The organism is Streptomyces sp. LaPpAH-108, assembly GCF_000373625.1.
Classification (GTDB): Bacteria; Actinomycetota; Actinomycetes; order Streptomycetales; family Streptomycetaceae; genus Streptomyces.
Window position 1 is genome coordinate 68,425 of record NZ_KB891987.1, and the last position, 15,132, is coordinate 83,556.

The following is a 15,132-nucleotide window of genomic DNA, read 5'->3' on the forward strand; positions in this document are numbered from 1 at the left end:
AGGTTGTGAGGGCACCGGCAGTTCGTCGACTCACTAGCATCCGCTCGCGTTTGGTTTGCAGAGCCTTGAGACGCGAGTCCCGGCGCACTGGGCTGCTGGGAGGCACTTCGACTGTTCGTCGGGCTGGTCAGTGGCTCGCGCGGATCATGACTGTGAGCACTGGTGAGGCCGGTGACGGCTGGCTCTGGCCGATGTCCTCGTACCCCCACGACTCGTAGAGCGCGTGGACCTTCCCGTCCCCAGAGGCCGGGTTGACCATGAGCGTCACGTACGGTTCGTCGCGGATGGCGAGCAGGGCGTCATGGATGCGGCGGGCCGTGCCAGTCTTCCGCCAGCTCGGCCGGACCCCGATCTCCTTCAGGGCCACCGCCGGGCGCTCGGTGTACTTCCCCGGCGGCGTCGGGCTCGTGCGCTGCCAGTAGCGGTCGCCGTGCTCGATGGTGTTGCCGTAGGCGTAACCGACCGGGTGGCCGTCCGCGTACGCGAGGACGGCTGTGAATCCCGGCTCGGTGCTGTGTCGGTCCAGGCGTTCGCCGAAGGCGGTGACCGCGTAGTTGGGCAGGTGGAGGAGCGGGGCGCGCACGTCGGCGTACACGTCGAGGAGATCGCCGCGGACGGGGTCGAGGGTCGTGAAGGTGCGCAGTTCGATGGCGGGCGCCGTGGTCATGCGGCCATCCTCCAGGCGGCGGTGTGCTCGGTCCAGGTTCGCGCGGTGGAGCTGCCTGGCGCGACGGCGCGCAGCGCGGCCCCGAACTCCTGCAGCATGCGTGTGACCCGGGCGTGCTGGGTGGCGGCTTCGGTGGGGACCTTCATCGCGGTGGCCGTGGCGGCGTCGGGGGCGCCCTGCGCGAGCTGGGCGTGTGCGAGCCGGGTGGTGGTGATGGCGCGGGAGCGGATCATGTAGGGCCGCAGGGCGGACAGGCAACGGTGGGCGTGGTACTCCGCCGTGGCGTAGTCGCCGAGGGCCAAGTGAGCGGAAAGGGCCAGGGAGTCCAGTTCGGCTTGGTCGTAGAAGGCGAGCATCCAGACCGGCCGGTAGTCGGCGGGGTCGGCACGCAGCATGGCGTCCTGGGCCTGTTCGAAGGCCCGGCGGGTGCCGGTGCGGTCCTGCGCCGCGCCGTGGATGGCGCCCTGACGGGCCAGGCCGAGGGACGCGAACAGCGGGTCTCGGCGGGTGAGGTGCAGGTTGCGGGCGACGTCGTTGGCGGCGAAGGCATCCGCCGGTCGGCCCATGTGGCGGTACATGGTGCCCGCGTGGCTCCAGATGCGGAACTTGATCGCCTGGTCGCCGGACATCTCGGCGAGTGCCTGGGCTTCACGCATGTGCGCCTTGGCGACGTCGTAGCGCCTGCCGTCGATGGCGGCCCACATCGCGGAGGAGCGGAAAGCCGCTGCGGAGGCGTAGAGGTTGCTGCGCACCCGTTGGGTGGCGCTTCCGGCGTTCTGGAGGTTGAGCGCCTCGTCGGCGAGGGCGGCGGCCCGCTGCTCGATGCCGAGTTGGCCGCCATGGCGGTGGTCGCTGGCGATGATCTCGGCGAAGCGCTTGTTCAGGCGGTTGACATCGCTCATGCCGATGCGGCGCGGGGATGCGGGGCCGGGAGCAGCGGCTGCCGCAGCAGCAGCGGCCGCGATGCCACCGACGAGAGTACGGCGCTTCATGTCGGGGTCCTCCTGCTGCGGTGGGGCCGGGGTGGACGAAGGACCGCCCCGTGGCACGAACCCCAGAGCGACGGCGGGTAGCCCGGTGACGTCCTCAAGCGCCTTTCGGGCAGCCGACTTCGGCCACGTGACCCGGCCCGCTTTCCACGCCCGGACCGATGAGCCGTCGAGCCCTCCAATGCGCCCGGTCAACCGTTCAATGGTCCTGTTCACAGCCTCGGCGAGGCTGTTGGAGCTGTAGCCGTGTTCGGTCATCCACGCCTCAAGAACGGTGTTGCGGGTGGTGTCCACGCGGGCACGCTAGTCCGCGCGATCCTCACCCGCCAGGTAAAGGCGAGGCCAAAACGCCCTAGGCGGGTCTGTCGGCTGAGTGCTTGAACGCCCTAACCAAGCTGTTGGAAAAGGGAGTTGTCTGGGTGCTGGTCACTCGTCGCGCCTCACCGCGCGGGCGGCTGTTGACGGCTCGGGCCGCCCCTGAGGTTTTTCTGCAGGAGTGGGCCGGGCGCCGAGACGACACGAAGGCTCCACCTCAATGACGAGTCTGAGAACCCACTTGAGGCACTCCCCGTCGGCCCCCCGACGTACAGCCAGACTTTCCCCTGTGAGCCGTCCACAGCCGAGCTTTGCCGCGTACTCGGGCGGCAAGTGAGCATCCCCGCATGCCTCGGCCGCCTCAAGACCCAGGCGCCCGGCCCCTTCAAGGAGCGGCGATCGATGTCCGCTTGATCGGACTGCCGGCACACGACTTCCCGGCCTGAGGCAGGCACCCGCGAGGACTTCCTGCGCGGAGCACGCCTCCTTGCGCCGGGCGGCCAGGAACCGCTCGGGGAGCAGCCGTCCGGCAACGCTCCTGTGACAGCGCACCTGGTGGGCGCTCCAGCCCAGTAAACCCACAGCGATTACAAGGAGTTGAAGTATGACGCGCAGCACCGTGGTTTCCAGCCGCACCGAAGTGCGCCCGCAGTCCCCGGGAGCGTCGGACGGCTTCGACCTGGACATCTCCCTCGTCGAGATCGCCGACCCCGCGGGCCTGGTCAACCTGACCGACGACAACTGCGGGTCCACCTGCGGCGCCTGCACCACCAACGTCGCCTGACGGACTCCAAGTCACCCCGGTCTGGTGCCGCCGCGTCTCCGCGTGGCGGCACCAGCCGCCCGGCCCCGTCACCTACGGAGGTACTCGGTGATTGCTCCGCCCGCAGCGTTCCGTGCCGGTTCCACCGCTCTCGTGCGCGCCACCGCCCGGCCCTCGCTGCCGTTTCCTCCATGCCCTGACCTCGATGACTGCTCGCCCAGTGGTTCGTCTGCCCGTGTGGCGTGGCTACGCGCGGTCTGGGCGGACAAGGACGTCGCTGAGGCACTCCAGCACTCCAGCCCGGCTCTGGCCACGCAGGTACGGGCCATGTGTACGGACGAGCATCCCGCCTACCGGGATGTGCAGCGCGCGACGCTGTCCGTCGCTCGCTACCTGCTGCGGGCCCAGCACCGGGCGACACCCTTCGGCCTGTTCGCCGGCGTGGCCACCGCGAAGTTCGCCTCCCAGGCACGGGCCGACTGGGGCGAGGAGCACGTGGCCGTCGGCCGCGCGGGAGCAGAGTGGCTGGCGGCCCTGGTCGCACGGTTGGAGTCGTACCCGGACCTCCTCGAACGGCTGCCCGTAGTCGTCAACAACACTGTGACGTACCGAGGCGACCAGCTCGTCGTGCCGTTCCAGCCCGACGTCCAGGACGACCGGACTCGCGCGGTCGAGGCGGCTGTGACCTTGACCGGACCGGTGCGCGCGGTCGTTGCCGCGACCCGACTGCCCATCGGGTTCGGCACCCTCGTGGACAAGCTCCAGGCGGAGTTTCCCGAAGCCGGTCCCGAGAGAGCTCGTCACCTGCTGGCGGAGTTGATCCGGCGGCGGGTACTGATCACGAGCTTGCATGCTCCAAGCACCGAGACCGACGCCCTCGGGTATCTGGTGGGTCAGCTCGACGCGATCGACGCTGGAAGCCTCTCCCCGGTCGCGGAGGCCGTACGCGAACTCCACGCGGTCCGGGCGGGCCTGAAGAAGTGCGCCACGCACGGCGGCCGGGACAGTGTCGCGGCGCGGATGCGAGACGTCCTCCCCGGCCTGCGTCGCCACCCCGTCGCGCTCGACCTCCGTCTGGACGCACAGATCGTTCTCCCGGAAGCGGTCGCCCAAGAGATCGAGCGCGCCGCTCTCGTCCTGACCCGCTTGAGCGTCCGCCCGTACGGGACCGCCGCCTGGAACGAGTACCACCAGCGGTTCTACGAGAGGTACGGCATCGGCACGATGGTGCCGCTCATGGAGGCCGTGGCGGACAGCGGTATCGGCTGTCCCGACGGCTACCCGGGCGCTCCGGCCGGTGCAAGCAGACCCCGCGTTTCCGCTCGGGATGACGCCCTCGTACGGCTGGCTCAGGCCGCCGCGCTCGACAGCCGTGACGAAGTGATCCTCACGGACGAACAGATCGACGTCCTGGACATGGGTTTTGACGAGCCTCGGCTGCCACCGCACCTGGAGATCGGGGTGCGAGTGCACGCGGCCGACCTGGAGGAGCTGCAGCGCGGGCGGTTCCGGCTGGAGCTCGTGAGCGTGTCCCGTGGCGTCGGCGTCTCCACGGGCCGATTCCTCGGCGTGCTGGCCCCGGCCGACAGGAAGGCTCTGGCCACAGAGCTTGCCGATCTCCCGGCCGCGGACGGCGACACCAGGCCCGCGCAGCTCTCTTTCCCGCCCCTGCTCCCCGAGAGTGCCCACGTCACCCGCTCCCCGCAGGTTCTCCCCACCGTGATCAGCCTTCAGGAACACCGCGCCCCACGGGACGCCGTCCTCACACCGGCGGACTTGGCTGTGGGGTGCGACGGCCGCCGCATGTACCTCGCTGTCCCCGAGCGAGGTCATCGCGTCGAGGCGATCGGTATGCACGCGCTGAACCTGCGCACGCACACCCCGCCACTGGTGCGGTTCCTCACCGAACTGTCCCGGGCCCAGTGCGCGCAGGTCACCGTCTTCGACTGGGGCGCCGCAACGGCGATGCCGTTCCTTCCACGGCTGCGGTACGGCCGGACCGTGCTGGCCGCGGCGCGCTGGCGGCTGGAAGCGGCCGAACTGCCCGGCCAGGCGCGCCCCCGGGCCGAGTGGGACGCCGCGCTCGGCGACTGGCGTGCCCGGCGGAGGCTGCCGCGCCGCGTCCACCTCGTAGAGGACGACCGGCGCCTCTTCCTCGACCTCGACGAGGCCGGCCACCGTGCGCTCCTGCGCAGACACCTCGACAATTCGCGCCTGGCTCTGCTGGCCGAGGCCCCGGAACCGGAAGCGTACGGCTGGTGCGGCGGGCGAGCCCACGAGATCGTGGTGCCCCTCAAAGCAGCCAGGCCGTCGGCATGGCCGCCGCTGCCCGCCCCCAGCCGGGCCCGTGCCCTGTCTGCGGCCCAGATGCAGACGCCTGCGTCTTCCTCGGTTCTTCTGTCCGCCCTTTACGGTGATCCCCGCCGCCAAGACATTTTGCTCTCCCGGCACTTGCCCGATCTCCTCAAACAACTCGGCCACCCGCCCTGGTGGTTCATCCGCTTCCGTGACCCGGGCCAACACCTCCGCGTACGCATCGCTCTGCCCGACCCGGAAGCCTTCGCCGACACGGCCCGAACGGTGAGCGCGTGGGCCGACGAGCTACGAAGCATCGGTCTGCTGGCCGACCTGCGCTATCCCACCTCCTACCGCGAGACGGGCCGCTGGGGCTCGGGCAGGGCGTGGGAGGCGGCCGAGGAGGTCTTCCGGGCGGACTCGCGCGCCGTCCTGGCCCAGCTCGCGCAGCCGCAGCGCCCCGGACCGCGCACGCTGGCGGCGGCCCACACCGTTGCCATCGCGTCCGCGTTCCTTGGCAGCACCGAGGCCGGGATGCGGTGGCTGATCGACCACATCCCGAAGACAGCCCCCAGACCCGTTCCGCGCCCGCAGTTCACCGACGCCGTACGGCTCGCCGACCCGTCCGACGACTGGGCAGGGCTGCGCCGTGTTCCGGGCGGGGACGCCATCGTGTCGGGATGGTCGGACCGGGATACGGCGCTCGTCGACTACAGGCCGCACCTGCCAGGCCCGGACACCGAGGGCATCGCCGTCGACGACGTCCTGACCTCCCTGCTGCACGTCCACTTCGTGCGTCACGTCGCTGTGAACTTCCCGGAGGAAGAGGCGTGCCTCTACCTCGCGCGTGCCGCCGCCCTGGCCTGGACCGCCCGTACCAAGGGAAGAGCGTCGTGACCGCCCACCTCGCGCTCGGCCTGGCCGACGCCGTCGCCGCCCGGCTCGCCGACCCCGACACCGTGCCCCTCGGCACCAGGACGCTCTCCTCGGACCGGCAGCACCTTGCCTACGGCCCGCCCGGAATCGCGCTCCTGCACATCGAGCTGGCCGCGAGCGGCCTCGGCCCGTGGCAGCGCGCCCACGACTGGCTTGCCGCAGCCTCCCGGCAGCCGCTCACCAGCGGCCCGAACAGCCACCCGTTCTACGGAATGCCCGCCTTCGCCCATGCCCTGAGCCGCACCGCCGACCACCTTCCCGGCTCCTACCAGCGTGCCCTCGAAACGATGGACAGACAGATTGCCGTCGATGTGAGACACCGCCTCGACACCGCACACCGCCGCATCAACGCTGGACGCCTGCCGCAGCTCGCCGAGTTCGACGCCATCCGGGGCCTCACCGGATACGGCGCCTACTTACTGCGCCGCGATCCCGGCAGCTCCACACTGCGCGCCGTTCTCGACTACTGCGTACGCCTCACCGAACCGATCACCCACCGCGGCGAGACGCTGCCGGGCTGGTGGGCGGAGACCGGGCCCTCGGGCAGCCCGGACGACCGATTCCTCGAAGGACACGCCAACACCGGTGTGGCGCACGGCATCGGCGGCGTGCTCGCGCTCTTGGCCCTTGCTGCTCGGAAAGGCTCGGCCACCGATGGGCACCACGCGGCGCTGCACACCATCCTGGCCTGGCTGGACCGCTGGGCGGAGAAGACCAGCGGTGGATCGGTCTGGCCGTACTGGGTCACGCGGGGTGAGCTGCGCAGGGGGCGTCTCGTCCCGTCAGCCTCCGGTCGGCCCTCCTGGTGCTACGGCACCGCCGGCCTCGCCCGGGCCCAGCAACTCGCCGCACTGGCCCTCGGCGACGTCAGCCGTCAGATCGACGCGGAGAACGCGCTCGTGGCCGCCCTCACCGATCCCGAGCAGTTGAAGGCCACGACGGACAACGGCCTCTGCCACGGGTTCGCCGGTCTCGCCCACGTTGCCGTGCGGATGGCCGACGACGCCCACCCGTCAACCGTGCGTCGACTCCGTGCCGTGATCCCGGCCCTCCTGGCTGCGGTCATCCCTCCGGGCACCGACCCGGAACTCATGGCCACCGCGCTCATCCAGGACGAGAAGGGCGGCCCCGGCCTGCTCGACGGTGCGGCCGGAACAGCCCTGGCCCTCCTCGCGCCCAGCACAGCCGTACCTCCCCGGTCCGCCTGGGACGCATGCCTCCTCATCGCTTGATCCACCGACCCAAGGACCTCTATGCCTCCCGACCGTTGGCAACAGCACAACATCACTTTCTTCGACCGCGAGATCGCCCGGCGCACCATCGTCGAATGCCTCGGCCCCGCCCTGATCGCGGCAGAGGCCGACGGGCAGCTCACCGGCTGGTGGTTCATGAACAAGCAGCCCTGGCCGTTGCGTTACCTCGCCGACAAGCCCTCACCAGCGATCGAGTCGCTCCTGAGCGATCTCATCGGCGACGGGGCGGTCGTGTCCTGCCTGCCCTGCGTCTACGAGCCCGAGACCGACACGTTCGGCGGACCCGAGGCCATGGAGGCAGCCCACGGACTGTTCCACAGCGACTCCCGCCACCTGGTCACGTATCAGCCGGGCCCGAAGCACTTGGGACGCCGGGAGACCGCTGTCCTGCTGGCGAGCGTCATGATGCGCGGTGCTGGACTCGACTGGTTCGAACAGGGCGACGTATGGGCGAAAGTCGCGGCCCTTCGACCGACCGCCAATCCACCAACGCCCGAACGAGCCCCCGAGCTGGCTCCGGCCATGCGAAAGCTCATGGCCGTCGACGCCCATAGTCTCTGCCGCCCAGGTGGCCCACTCCACACTCACGAGGAATGGGTGACCGCCTTCGACCGGGTAGGCGCCACGCTCGCCAACCTCGCAGCCCGCGGCGCCCTCACCCGCGGCCTGCGAGCCGTCATCGCCCACCACGTGATCTTCCACGCCAACCGCGCCGGTCTCCTCCGGGAGGACCAGAGCGCCCTCTACGACATCGCACGAGAGGCAGTCATGGGAACGAGTGACCACACCGCGTCGCCCACCGGTGCAACGGCCGCCGTCGATAGCGTCAGCGCGGTGAACACCGACACGACCACCACCCCCGCAGCGGCCGCCGAGCGCCTCCGCAACGCCCTGGTCGATCAGCTCCGTGCGGACGGACACGCTCGCACGCCCGCCGTCGAGACCGCGCTGCGGACCGTGCCCCGCCACGTGTTCGTGCCCGACGCATCACTCGAAGACGCCTATGCCAACGCGCCCGTGCACATCAAGTACGACACCGACCGCACGTCCATCTCCTGCGCCTCCCAGCCGGGTGTCGTCGCCCTCATGCTGGACCAGCTCGGTGCCCAGCCCGGCGAGCGCGTCCTCGAACTCGGCGCCGGAACCGGCTACAACGCCGGTCTGCTCGCCCACCTCGTCGGCGAGAGCGGTCATGTGACCACCCTCGACGTCGACGACGACCTCGTGGAGGGTGCTCGCGCGCACCTCTCCGCCGCCGGGATCACCAACGTGGAGGCTGTGACCCGCGACGGGGCCCTCGGCTACGCGGAAGCAGCGCCGTACGACCGGATCATCGCCACCGTCGGCGCGCACGGCGTACCGCACGCCTGGCTGCAGCAGCTCGCACCCGGCGGCCGACTCCTCGTTCCCCAGCGCCTCAAGGGCACGGTGTCCCGCTCCATCGCCTATGAGCAGCGTGACGGCCGGTGGGTTTCCCTCGGCAGTGAGATGAACACCTTCATGCCGCTTCGGCGGGGCATCACCGACGACGACCGCCGAGTGATCCCGCTCAGTACGGACGGCACGGTCCGCCTTCAGGCGCCCGCCGGGCAGCCGATCGACACCGACGCCCTCGCCGGTGTCCTGGACCAGCCCCGCACCGAGGAATGGACCGGCATGACGGTCCAGGCCATGGAATCGCCGGAGTGGATGGAACTGTTCGTCGCCTGTTCGCTTCCCTCGGGCCTGATTCGGATGCTGTTCCCCCGGAGCGCCAAGGGAACTCTGCTCACCGAGGACCCCTACCCCTCGTCGACCGCCGTCGTCGACAAGGGTGCCGTCATCTACCTGGCGCGGCGGTTGTCGGAGAGGCGGACCCCCGAGGGCGGCAAGCTCTGGGAGTTCGGCGTCATCGGCCACGGCCCCGGCAGCGAGGAGTTGGCCGCGAAGGTCGCCGACGCCATCCGTACCTGGGACCGCGAATACCGCGGGCGCGAGGCCACGTTCGAGATCCAGCCCCTCGACGCCCCTGAGATCGAGCAGCGCCCTGGCCTCTTCGCTCTCGACACCGCGCTGAACCGCATCGTCGTCGACTGGCAGTGACGCCTCAGGCGTGGCGGACGGGGCCGCCGACGTACGGCCGGCGGCACCGTCGCCTCACCGCTTCTCACTCATGCCCGGGGGACTCATGGACCCACACGGACCCACGGCCCAACGCTTCCCACTCGTTGCCCGATTCCGGCCCGCTTGCCTACCGCTGCCCGAGCGCGTGCGCGCTCTCGTCGACCTGGCCGACACTGCGGTGAACAAGACCGACCAGGGGCTCGCGTCAGCCGTCTACAACCAGGCCGCGCTCATCGCCTCCGATCTCGACCTTCCCATCCTCGCCCGCGAGATGTGCCACCAGCACGCCGCCGCCTACCTCCACGCCTGCCCTCTGCCCGGCATGAGCGCGATCCGGGGGCTGGAGCCCGTCGTCAACCTCGCCCGCCTCCAGATCCGCGCGGGCCACGCTGATGAAGGCCGCCGACGACTGCTCGACCTGTACGGGGCCGTCGAGGCGGGCGTAGCCGCTCGGTTCGAGGGCATCGCGGTACCGGCGGCCCTCACCGCGACCGACGAGGACCGCCACGAGGTCCGTGCGTGGCTCTGGCGCGTGCTTCTCGCCGATGGCACGCGCACGCTGACGATCGAGGGACGCTGGGCCGAGGCACTGACGTACATCGAAGCTCACCGAGGTGTGGGCAAGCGGATGCTCGACGGGCGCCAGGTCGCCGTACTTGCGGCTCTCGTTGAGGGTGACACGGCACGGGCCACGGTTCTCCTCGCCGACACGGCTCTCGGCGACCCCTGGGAGCAAGCCGTTACGACATGCCTGACCGTCGTGTGCCGCCGCGACGCCGGACAGACGGTCGACGACCACCTGGCGGACCTGACGGTCACCTACCTCGAGCACCCGTCTGAACCTGGGATGACCGTCTTCGATTCCCGGCTCGGTCTTACCGTCCTCGACGCGATCGGTTCCGCCGATTCGCCCGCCGCACACCGCGTCGTCGAGGACCTCTACCGCAGGACGATGGACGCCGGGGACGGCTACGCGGCCCGCGAGAACCTGGCGCACCCTCTGTTCACCGAGATCGCCACGGACCGGCAGGTGCAGGACTGTCGCTCACTGGTGCGTTCCTGCGCCCTCGCAGCCGGAACCATCCCGGATGAGCAGCGCGGAGAGCTGACGGCTGCTCTGCGTGCCGGCGACGGTGTGATCCGGGAAAGCCTCGCAAGCTCCTGAGCTGTTGAAGCCGGAAGTCCCGCCCAACCCCCTAAGAAACGGAACCCCGGCTCACGGCCACACCAAGCAATACGGCTGATGCCCCGCCTCGTGCAACCGATGGCTGAAGTCCTGCCATTCGTGGAGGAGTTGGTACACATTGAACGCGTCCCGGGGCCCGCCCCGGTCCGGGACCGTCGACCAGATGAAGGCCGCCGCGCCCACCGCTTCCTCGCCTATGTCGCGCAGGGGGTCCACCACGGTCATGGGGAGCTTGACCACCGCGTAGTCCGGGTGCAGGACGACGAGTTCGAGGGGCGGCACCTTGTGCAGGGGGACGCCCTCGATGCCCGTCAGGACCATCGCCGCCATCGTCTCCGGCTTGATCTTGGTGAACATGCCGTTCATGCCCAGCTCGTCGCCGCCGAGTTCCTCGGGACGCATCGAGATGGGGACGCGGGCCGCGGTCGCACCGTCCGGCGCGCCGAAGTACTTGTACGTCACCCCCACCCGACCACCATTCCTGCTCCCCAACCGGAGGCTCTCGGCCCGGTCGTCGGGCCGGCGGTCGCTCTGCCGGTCGTGCCGCTCGGGCTCACTCGGTACACCCTGTGTCTGACGTGCGTCAGCCTGACGTGCTTCGGTCGCTTCCTCCGCTTCGCGCCGGTGCCTTCCCCGCCGGGCTCGCCGAGGACCCAGGTCATCAGTCCCCTCGCCCAGTCCGCCACCGCGATGCATATCTCCACCCGAGTGCTTTTCTAGGACGCGTGGCCCCCGCCGCGCAACCCGATCATCGTGTCAGTGACCTCCCCCACGGCCGCCCGCCGAAACGTGCGGTGAATCTTCAGTCCGCAGGAAAAACCCCGGTCCCCGATCACTACGTGCCGCATGAGGTGTGTGTATCAGGTGTCAGTCTCGCAGATCGTGAAAGATCGGCCAGGGGTTCCGGAAGGAAGGTCCGGCGGACCCCGATCGAAAGATTCGAAAGATTCGAGACCCACGCCCACACCCACGCCCGTAGTCCACACCCACGGCCGTAGTCCGCGCCGACGCCCGCAGTCCCGGCCCACCCCCGCCGCCCACGCCCACCCCGCTCCCCGGCTCCCTCCCGCCCCACCGCCTACCCTGAGGGAGTCACCCCGCCACCGGAGTCCGAGAAGCCGGAGTAGTCGCACGCCATGAGTGCCCAGAGCGAAACGCCCTATCCCTACGACGCGCCCGCATCCCAGGCGCTCTTCGACCGCGCCTCCGCCGTCACCCCGGGCGGGGTGAACTCCCCGGTGCGCGCCTTCCGTGCCGTCGGGGGCACGCCCCGGTTCATGGTCTCCGGCAGCGGGCCGTATCTGACGGACGCCGACGGGCGCGAGTACGTGGACCTGGTGTGCTCCTGGGGTCCGATGATCCTCGGGCACTCGCACCCCGAGGTCATCGCGGCCGTGCAGGAGGCGGTCGCGCGCGGCACGTCCTTCGGTACGCCCGGCGAGGGCGAGGTCGCGCTCGCCGAGGAGATCGTGGCCCGGGTCGCGCCCGTCGAGCAGGTCCGCCTGGTCAGCAGCGGCACCGAGGCGACCATGAGCGCGATCCGGCTGGCCCGCGGGTTCACCGGCCGGTCCAAGGTGATCAAGTTCGCCGGGTGCTACCACGGCCACGTCGACGCCCTGCTCGCCGCCGCCGGTTCCGGTGTCGCCACCTTCGCGCTGCCCGACACCCCGGGTGTCACCGGCGCCCAGGCCGGGGACACGATCGTGCTGCCGTACAACGACCTGGAGGCCGTACAGGAGGCCTTCCACCGGCACCCGGGCGAGATCGCCTGTGTGATCACCGAGGCGTCGCCGGGCAACATGGGCGTCGTCCCGCCGGACCCCGGTTTCAACCAGGGCCTCAAGGACGCCTGCGCCAAGAACGGCGCGCTGTTCATCTCCGACGAGGTGATGACCGGCTTCCGCACCTCCCGCGCGGGCTGGTTCGGCGTCGACGGCGTCGTCCCCGACCTGATGACCTTCGGCAAGGTGATGGGCGGCGGCTTCCCCGCCGCCGCGTTCGGCGGCCGTGCCGACGTGATGGCCCACCTCGCCCCGGCGGGCCCGGTCTACCAGGCGGGCACCCTCTCCGGAAACCCGGTCGCCACCGCCGCGGGGCTCGCCCAGCTCCGGCTGCTCGACGACGCGGCGTACGACACGGTCGACGCGGTCTCCGCGCAGATCCAGGCCCTGGTCACCGAGGCGCTGAGCAAGGAGGGCGTGGCCCACCGGCTGCAGAACGCCTCCAACATGTTCTCGGTGTTCTTCACCGACCGGCAGGTGCGCACCTACGAGGACGCCCGGCGGCAGGAGTCCTTCCGCTTCAACGCGTTCTTCCACTCGCTGCTGGCGAACGGCGTGTACCTCCCGCCGTCGTCCTTCGAGTCCTGGTTCGTGTCCACGGCCCACGACGAGCGGGCCCTCCAGAAGATCGCCGACGCCCTTCCGGCGGCGGCCCGAGCCGCCGCGGAGGCGACCGCGTGAGCACCCACACCGGTGACAACGGGACGAACGAGCAGGACATCACGGTCGTCCACGTCATGCGGCACGGCGAGGTCGACAACCCCGCCGGTGTCCTCTACGGCCGCCTGCCCGACTACCACCTCTCCGAGCTGGGCCGCCGCATGGCCGACCGGGTCGCCGAGCACCTGGCCCCGCGCGACATCACCTACGTCGTCGCCTCCCCGCTGGAGCGCGCGCAGGAGACCGCCACCCCGATCGCCAAGGCGCACGGGCTCGACCTCGCCACCGACGAGCGGCTGATCGAGGCCGAGAACGTCTTCCAGGGCAAGACCTTCGGGGTCGGCGACGGCGCGCTGCGCAACCCGGAGAACTGGAAGCACCTGGTCAACCCGTTCAAGCCGTCCTGGGGCGAGCCGTACGTCGACCAGGTCGTGCGCATGATGGGCGCGCTCAGCGCGGCCAAGGACCGGGCCCGGGGCCACGAGGCGGTGCTGGTCAGCCATCAGCTGCCGATCTGGATCGTGCGCTCCTACGTCGAGCGGCGCCGCCTGTGGCACGACCCGCGCAAGCGGCAGTGCACCCTCGCCTCGCTGACGAGCTTCACCTTCCGGGGCGACAAGATCGTCTCCGTCGGCTACAGCGAGCCCGCCCTCGACCTGGTCCCGGCCCACCTCCACGCGGGCGCCAAGCCCGCCAAGGGCGCCGGACAGGGCAAGGCGTTCGGCGCCTGAGGCGGGCATGAATCCGCCCATAAGGAATGGTTCGTACGGCGTTGTCGTGTCCGCTGCGAAATAGGCGGCGGATCGCGCAACCTCCCCGTTCGTCACGCCCTCTGACCCAGTGACACCAGCGGGCGTGACGGATCGGGGAACCCATGCACACCATCTCCCGGAGGGGAATACTCGGGCTCGGCGCGGGCGCGGCGGCGGCCGGGCTCGCGGGCTGCGGGACCGTGAAGTCCGCCCACTCCCCGGACGCCGGCGGCCACGGTGCCGGTTCCGGCAAGCACGCGGGCGACGGCAAGAACCATCCCGCGCGCCCCAAGGCGCGTCCCATCGGCGACGGCTCCACCTCCTTCACCGGCGCGCAGCCCCACCAGCCCGCCCGCCCCGAGCCGCTGGAGCCGGGCCAGACCCCGCCCCAGTTCGTGGTCTTCTCCTGGGACGGCGCCGGAGAGGTCGGCAACGGCCTCTTCCCGCGCTTCCTGGACCTGGCCAAGGAGCACGGCGCGAGCATGACCTTCTTCCTCTCGGGGCTCTATCTGCTCCCCGAGTCGAAGAAGCGGCTCTACAACCCGCCGAACAACCCGCGCGGCGCCTCCGACATCGGCTACCTCACCGACGCGCACGTCAAGGCCACGCTCGCCAATGTCCGCCGGGCCTGGCTGGAGGGCCACGAGATCGGCACCCACTTCAACGGGCACTTCTGCGGCGGCTACGGCACGGTCGCCCACTGGACGCCCCGCCAGTGGAAGAGCGAGATCGAGCAGGCCAAGTCCTTCGTCAAGGAGTGGCGCACCCACACCGGCTGGACCGACCTGCCCTCGCTCCCCTTCGACTACGACAAGGAGCTGACCGGCGGCCGTACGCCCTGTCTGCTCGGCCAGGACAACCTGCTGCCCACCGCCCGCGAACTGGGCTGGCGCTACGACGCCTCCTCGCCCGGCGGCCGTCAGGTCTGGCCCTCCAAGCGGCTGGGCGTCTGGGACCTGCCCCTTCAGCAGATACCTTTCCCCGGACACTCTTTCGAGGTCCTGTCCATGGACTACAACATGCTCGCCAACCAGTCCGTGAACTCCACCAACGCCCCCGCCCACAACTACCCGGGCTGGCGCAAGCAGGCCGCCCAGGCGTACATATCCGGCTTCCGGCGGGCCTACGAGACGAACCGCGCGCCCTTCTTCATCGGCAACCACTTCGAGCAGTGGAACGGCGGCCTCTACATGGACGCCGTCGAGGAGGCGTTCCAGCACATCGCGCGCGAGAAGGAGAAGGGCGCCGATGTGCGCCTCGTCTCCTTCCGGCAGTTCGCGGACTGGCTGGACGTGCAGAAGCCCGAGGTCCTCGCCGGGCTGCGCACGCTCGACGTGGGGCAGAAGCCCGCCGGGGGCTGGAAGGGATTCCTCGCTAAGGGCGGCAGCGGCAAGGGCGCCGCGTGACGGTCGGCAAGGCGACCGGGCATGAC

At 70.5% G+C, this 15,132-nt stretch carries 11 protein-coding genes; 8 read left to right on the forward strand and 3 right to left on the reverse strand.

Annotation, left to right across the window (positions count from 1 at the left end; all coding sequences use genetic code 11):
- Positions 1-127: 127 nt before the first annotated feature.
- Entirely contained in the window at positions 128-667 is a 540-nt protein-coding gene (locus tag B079_RS0100310; protein ID WP_018543776.1) for a GNAT family N-acetyltransferase, read from the reverse strand.
- Positions 664-1,950, reverse strand: coding sequence for an XRE family transcriptional regulator (locus tag B079_RS0100315; protein ID WP_234016721.1), 1,287 nt, complete (start codon positions 1,948-1,950; stop codon positions 664-666). Before B079_RS0100315 ends, B079_RS0100310 begins: the two co-directional genes overlap by 4 nt.
- A gap of 625 nt (positions 1,951-2,575) precedes the next feature.
- Between B079_RS0100315 and B079_RS0100320 the strand changes: the two genes are divergently transcribed.
- From B079_RS0100320 to B079_RS0100340, 5 genes are all read left to right on the forward strand, one after another.
- A complete protein-coding gene (locus B079_RS0100320; protein WP_018543778.1) occupies positions 2,576-2,755 on the forward strand; it encodes an FxLD family lanthipeptide in 180 nt (59 codons plus the stop codon).
- Positions 2,756-2,971: 216 nt separating this feature from the next.
- Positions 2,972-5,926, forward strand: coding sequence for a lantibiotic dehydratase (locus B079_RS0100325; protein ID WP_018543779.1), 2,955 nt, complete (start codon positions 2,972-2,974; stop codon positions 5,924-5,926).
- Complete coding sequence (locus tag B079_RS0100330) at positions 5,923-7,197, forward strand: lanthionine synthetase C family protein (protein WP_018543780.1); 1,275 nt, start codon at positions 5,923-5,925, stop codon at positions 7,195-7,197. The genes B079_RS0100325 and B079_RS0100330 overlap by 4 nt, the downstream gene beginning before the upstream one ends.
- A 21-nt stretch (positions 7,198-7,218) precedes the next feature.
- Positions 7,219-9,300 (forward strand): methyltransferase, FxLD system, encoded by a 2,082-nt coding sequence (fxlM, locus tag B079_RS0100335; protein ID WP_018543781.1) that lies wholly within the window; start codon positions 7,219-7,221, stop codon positions 9,298-9,300.
- A gap of 85 nt (positions 9,301-9,385) precedes the next feature.
- Complete coding sequence (locus B079_RS0100340) at positions 9,386-10,486, forward strand: hypothetical protein (protein WP_026248218.1); 1,101 nt, start codon at positions 9,386-9,388, stop codon at positions 10,484-10,486.
- Between the two features lie 51 nt (positions 10,487-10,537).
- On the opposite strand, the gene B079_RS0100345 is transcribed toward B079_RS0100340, so the two are convergent.
- Entirely contained in the window at positions 10,538-11,203 is a 666-nt protein-coding gene (locus tag B079_RS0100345) for a hypothetical protein (RefSeq protein ID WP_199779845.1), read from the reverse strand.
- 440 nt (positions 11,204-11,643) lie between these two features.
- On the opposite strand from B079_RS0100345, the gene hemL reads away from it, so the two are divergent.
- From hemL to B079_RS0100370, 3 genes are all read left to right on the forward strand, one after another.
- Positions 11,644-12,969 (forward strand): glutamate-1-semialdehyde 2,1-aminomutase, encoded by a 1,326-nt coding sequence (gene hemL, locus B079_RS0100360; protein ID WP_018543785.1) that lies wholly within the window; start codon positions 11,644-11,646, stop codon positions 12,967-12,969.
- A gap of 56 nt (positions 12,970-13,025) precedes the next feature.
- A complete protein-coding gene (locus B079_RS0100365; protein ID WP_051094965.1) occupies positions 13,026-13,679 on the forward strand; it encodes a histidine phosphatase family protein in 654 nt (217 codons plus the stop codon).
- A gap of 143 nt (positions 13,680-13,822) precedes the next feature.
- Complete coding sequence (locus B079_RS0100370; protein WP_018543787.1) at positions 13,823-15,106, forward strand: hypothetical protein; 1,284 nt, start codon at positions 13,823-13,825, stop codon at positions 15,104-15,106.
- Positions 15,107-15,132: the final 26 nt, after the last annotated feature.

Coding starts and splice junctions, on each gene's coding strand:
- B079_RS0100340 (WP_026248218.1), top strand. CDS start 9,386: ATGGACCCACACGGACCCACGGCCCAACGCTTCCCACTCGTTGCCCGA.
- B079_RS0100320 (WP_018543778.1), top strand. CDS start 2,576: ATGACGCGCAGCACCGTGGTTTCCAGCCGCACCGAAGTGCGCCCGCAG.
- B079_RS0100365 (WP_051094965.1), top strand. CDS start 13,026: ATGCGGCACGGCGAGGTCGACAACCCCGCCGGTGTCCTCTACGGCCGC.
- hemL (WP_018543785.1), top strand. CDS start 11,644: ATGAGTGCCCAGAGCGAAACGCCCTATCCCTACGACGCGCCCGCATCC.
- B079_RS0100370 (WP_018543787.1), top strand. CDS start 13,823: ATGCACACCATCTCCCGGAGGGGAATACTCGGGCTCGGCGCGGGCGCG.
- B079_RS0100345 (WP_199779845.1), bottom strand. CDS start 11,203: ATGCATCGCGGTGGCGGACTGGGCGAGGGGACTGATGACCTGGGTCCT.
- B079_RS0100310 (WP_018543776.1), bottom strand. CDS start 667: ATGACCACGGCGCCCGCCATCGAACTGCGCACCTTCACGACCCTCGAC.
- fxlM (WP_018543781.1), top strand. CDS start 7,219: ATGCCTCCCGACCGTTGGCAACAGCACAACATCACTTTCTTCGACCGC.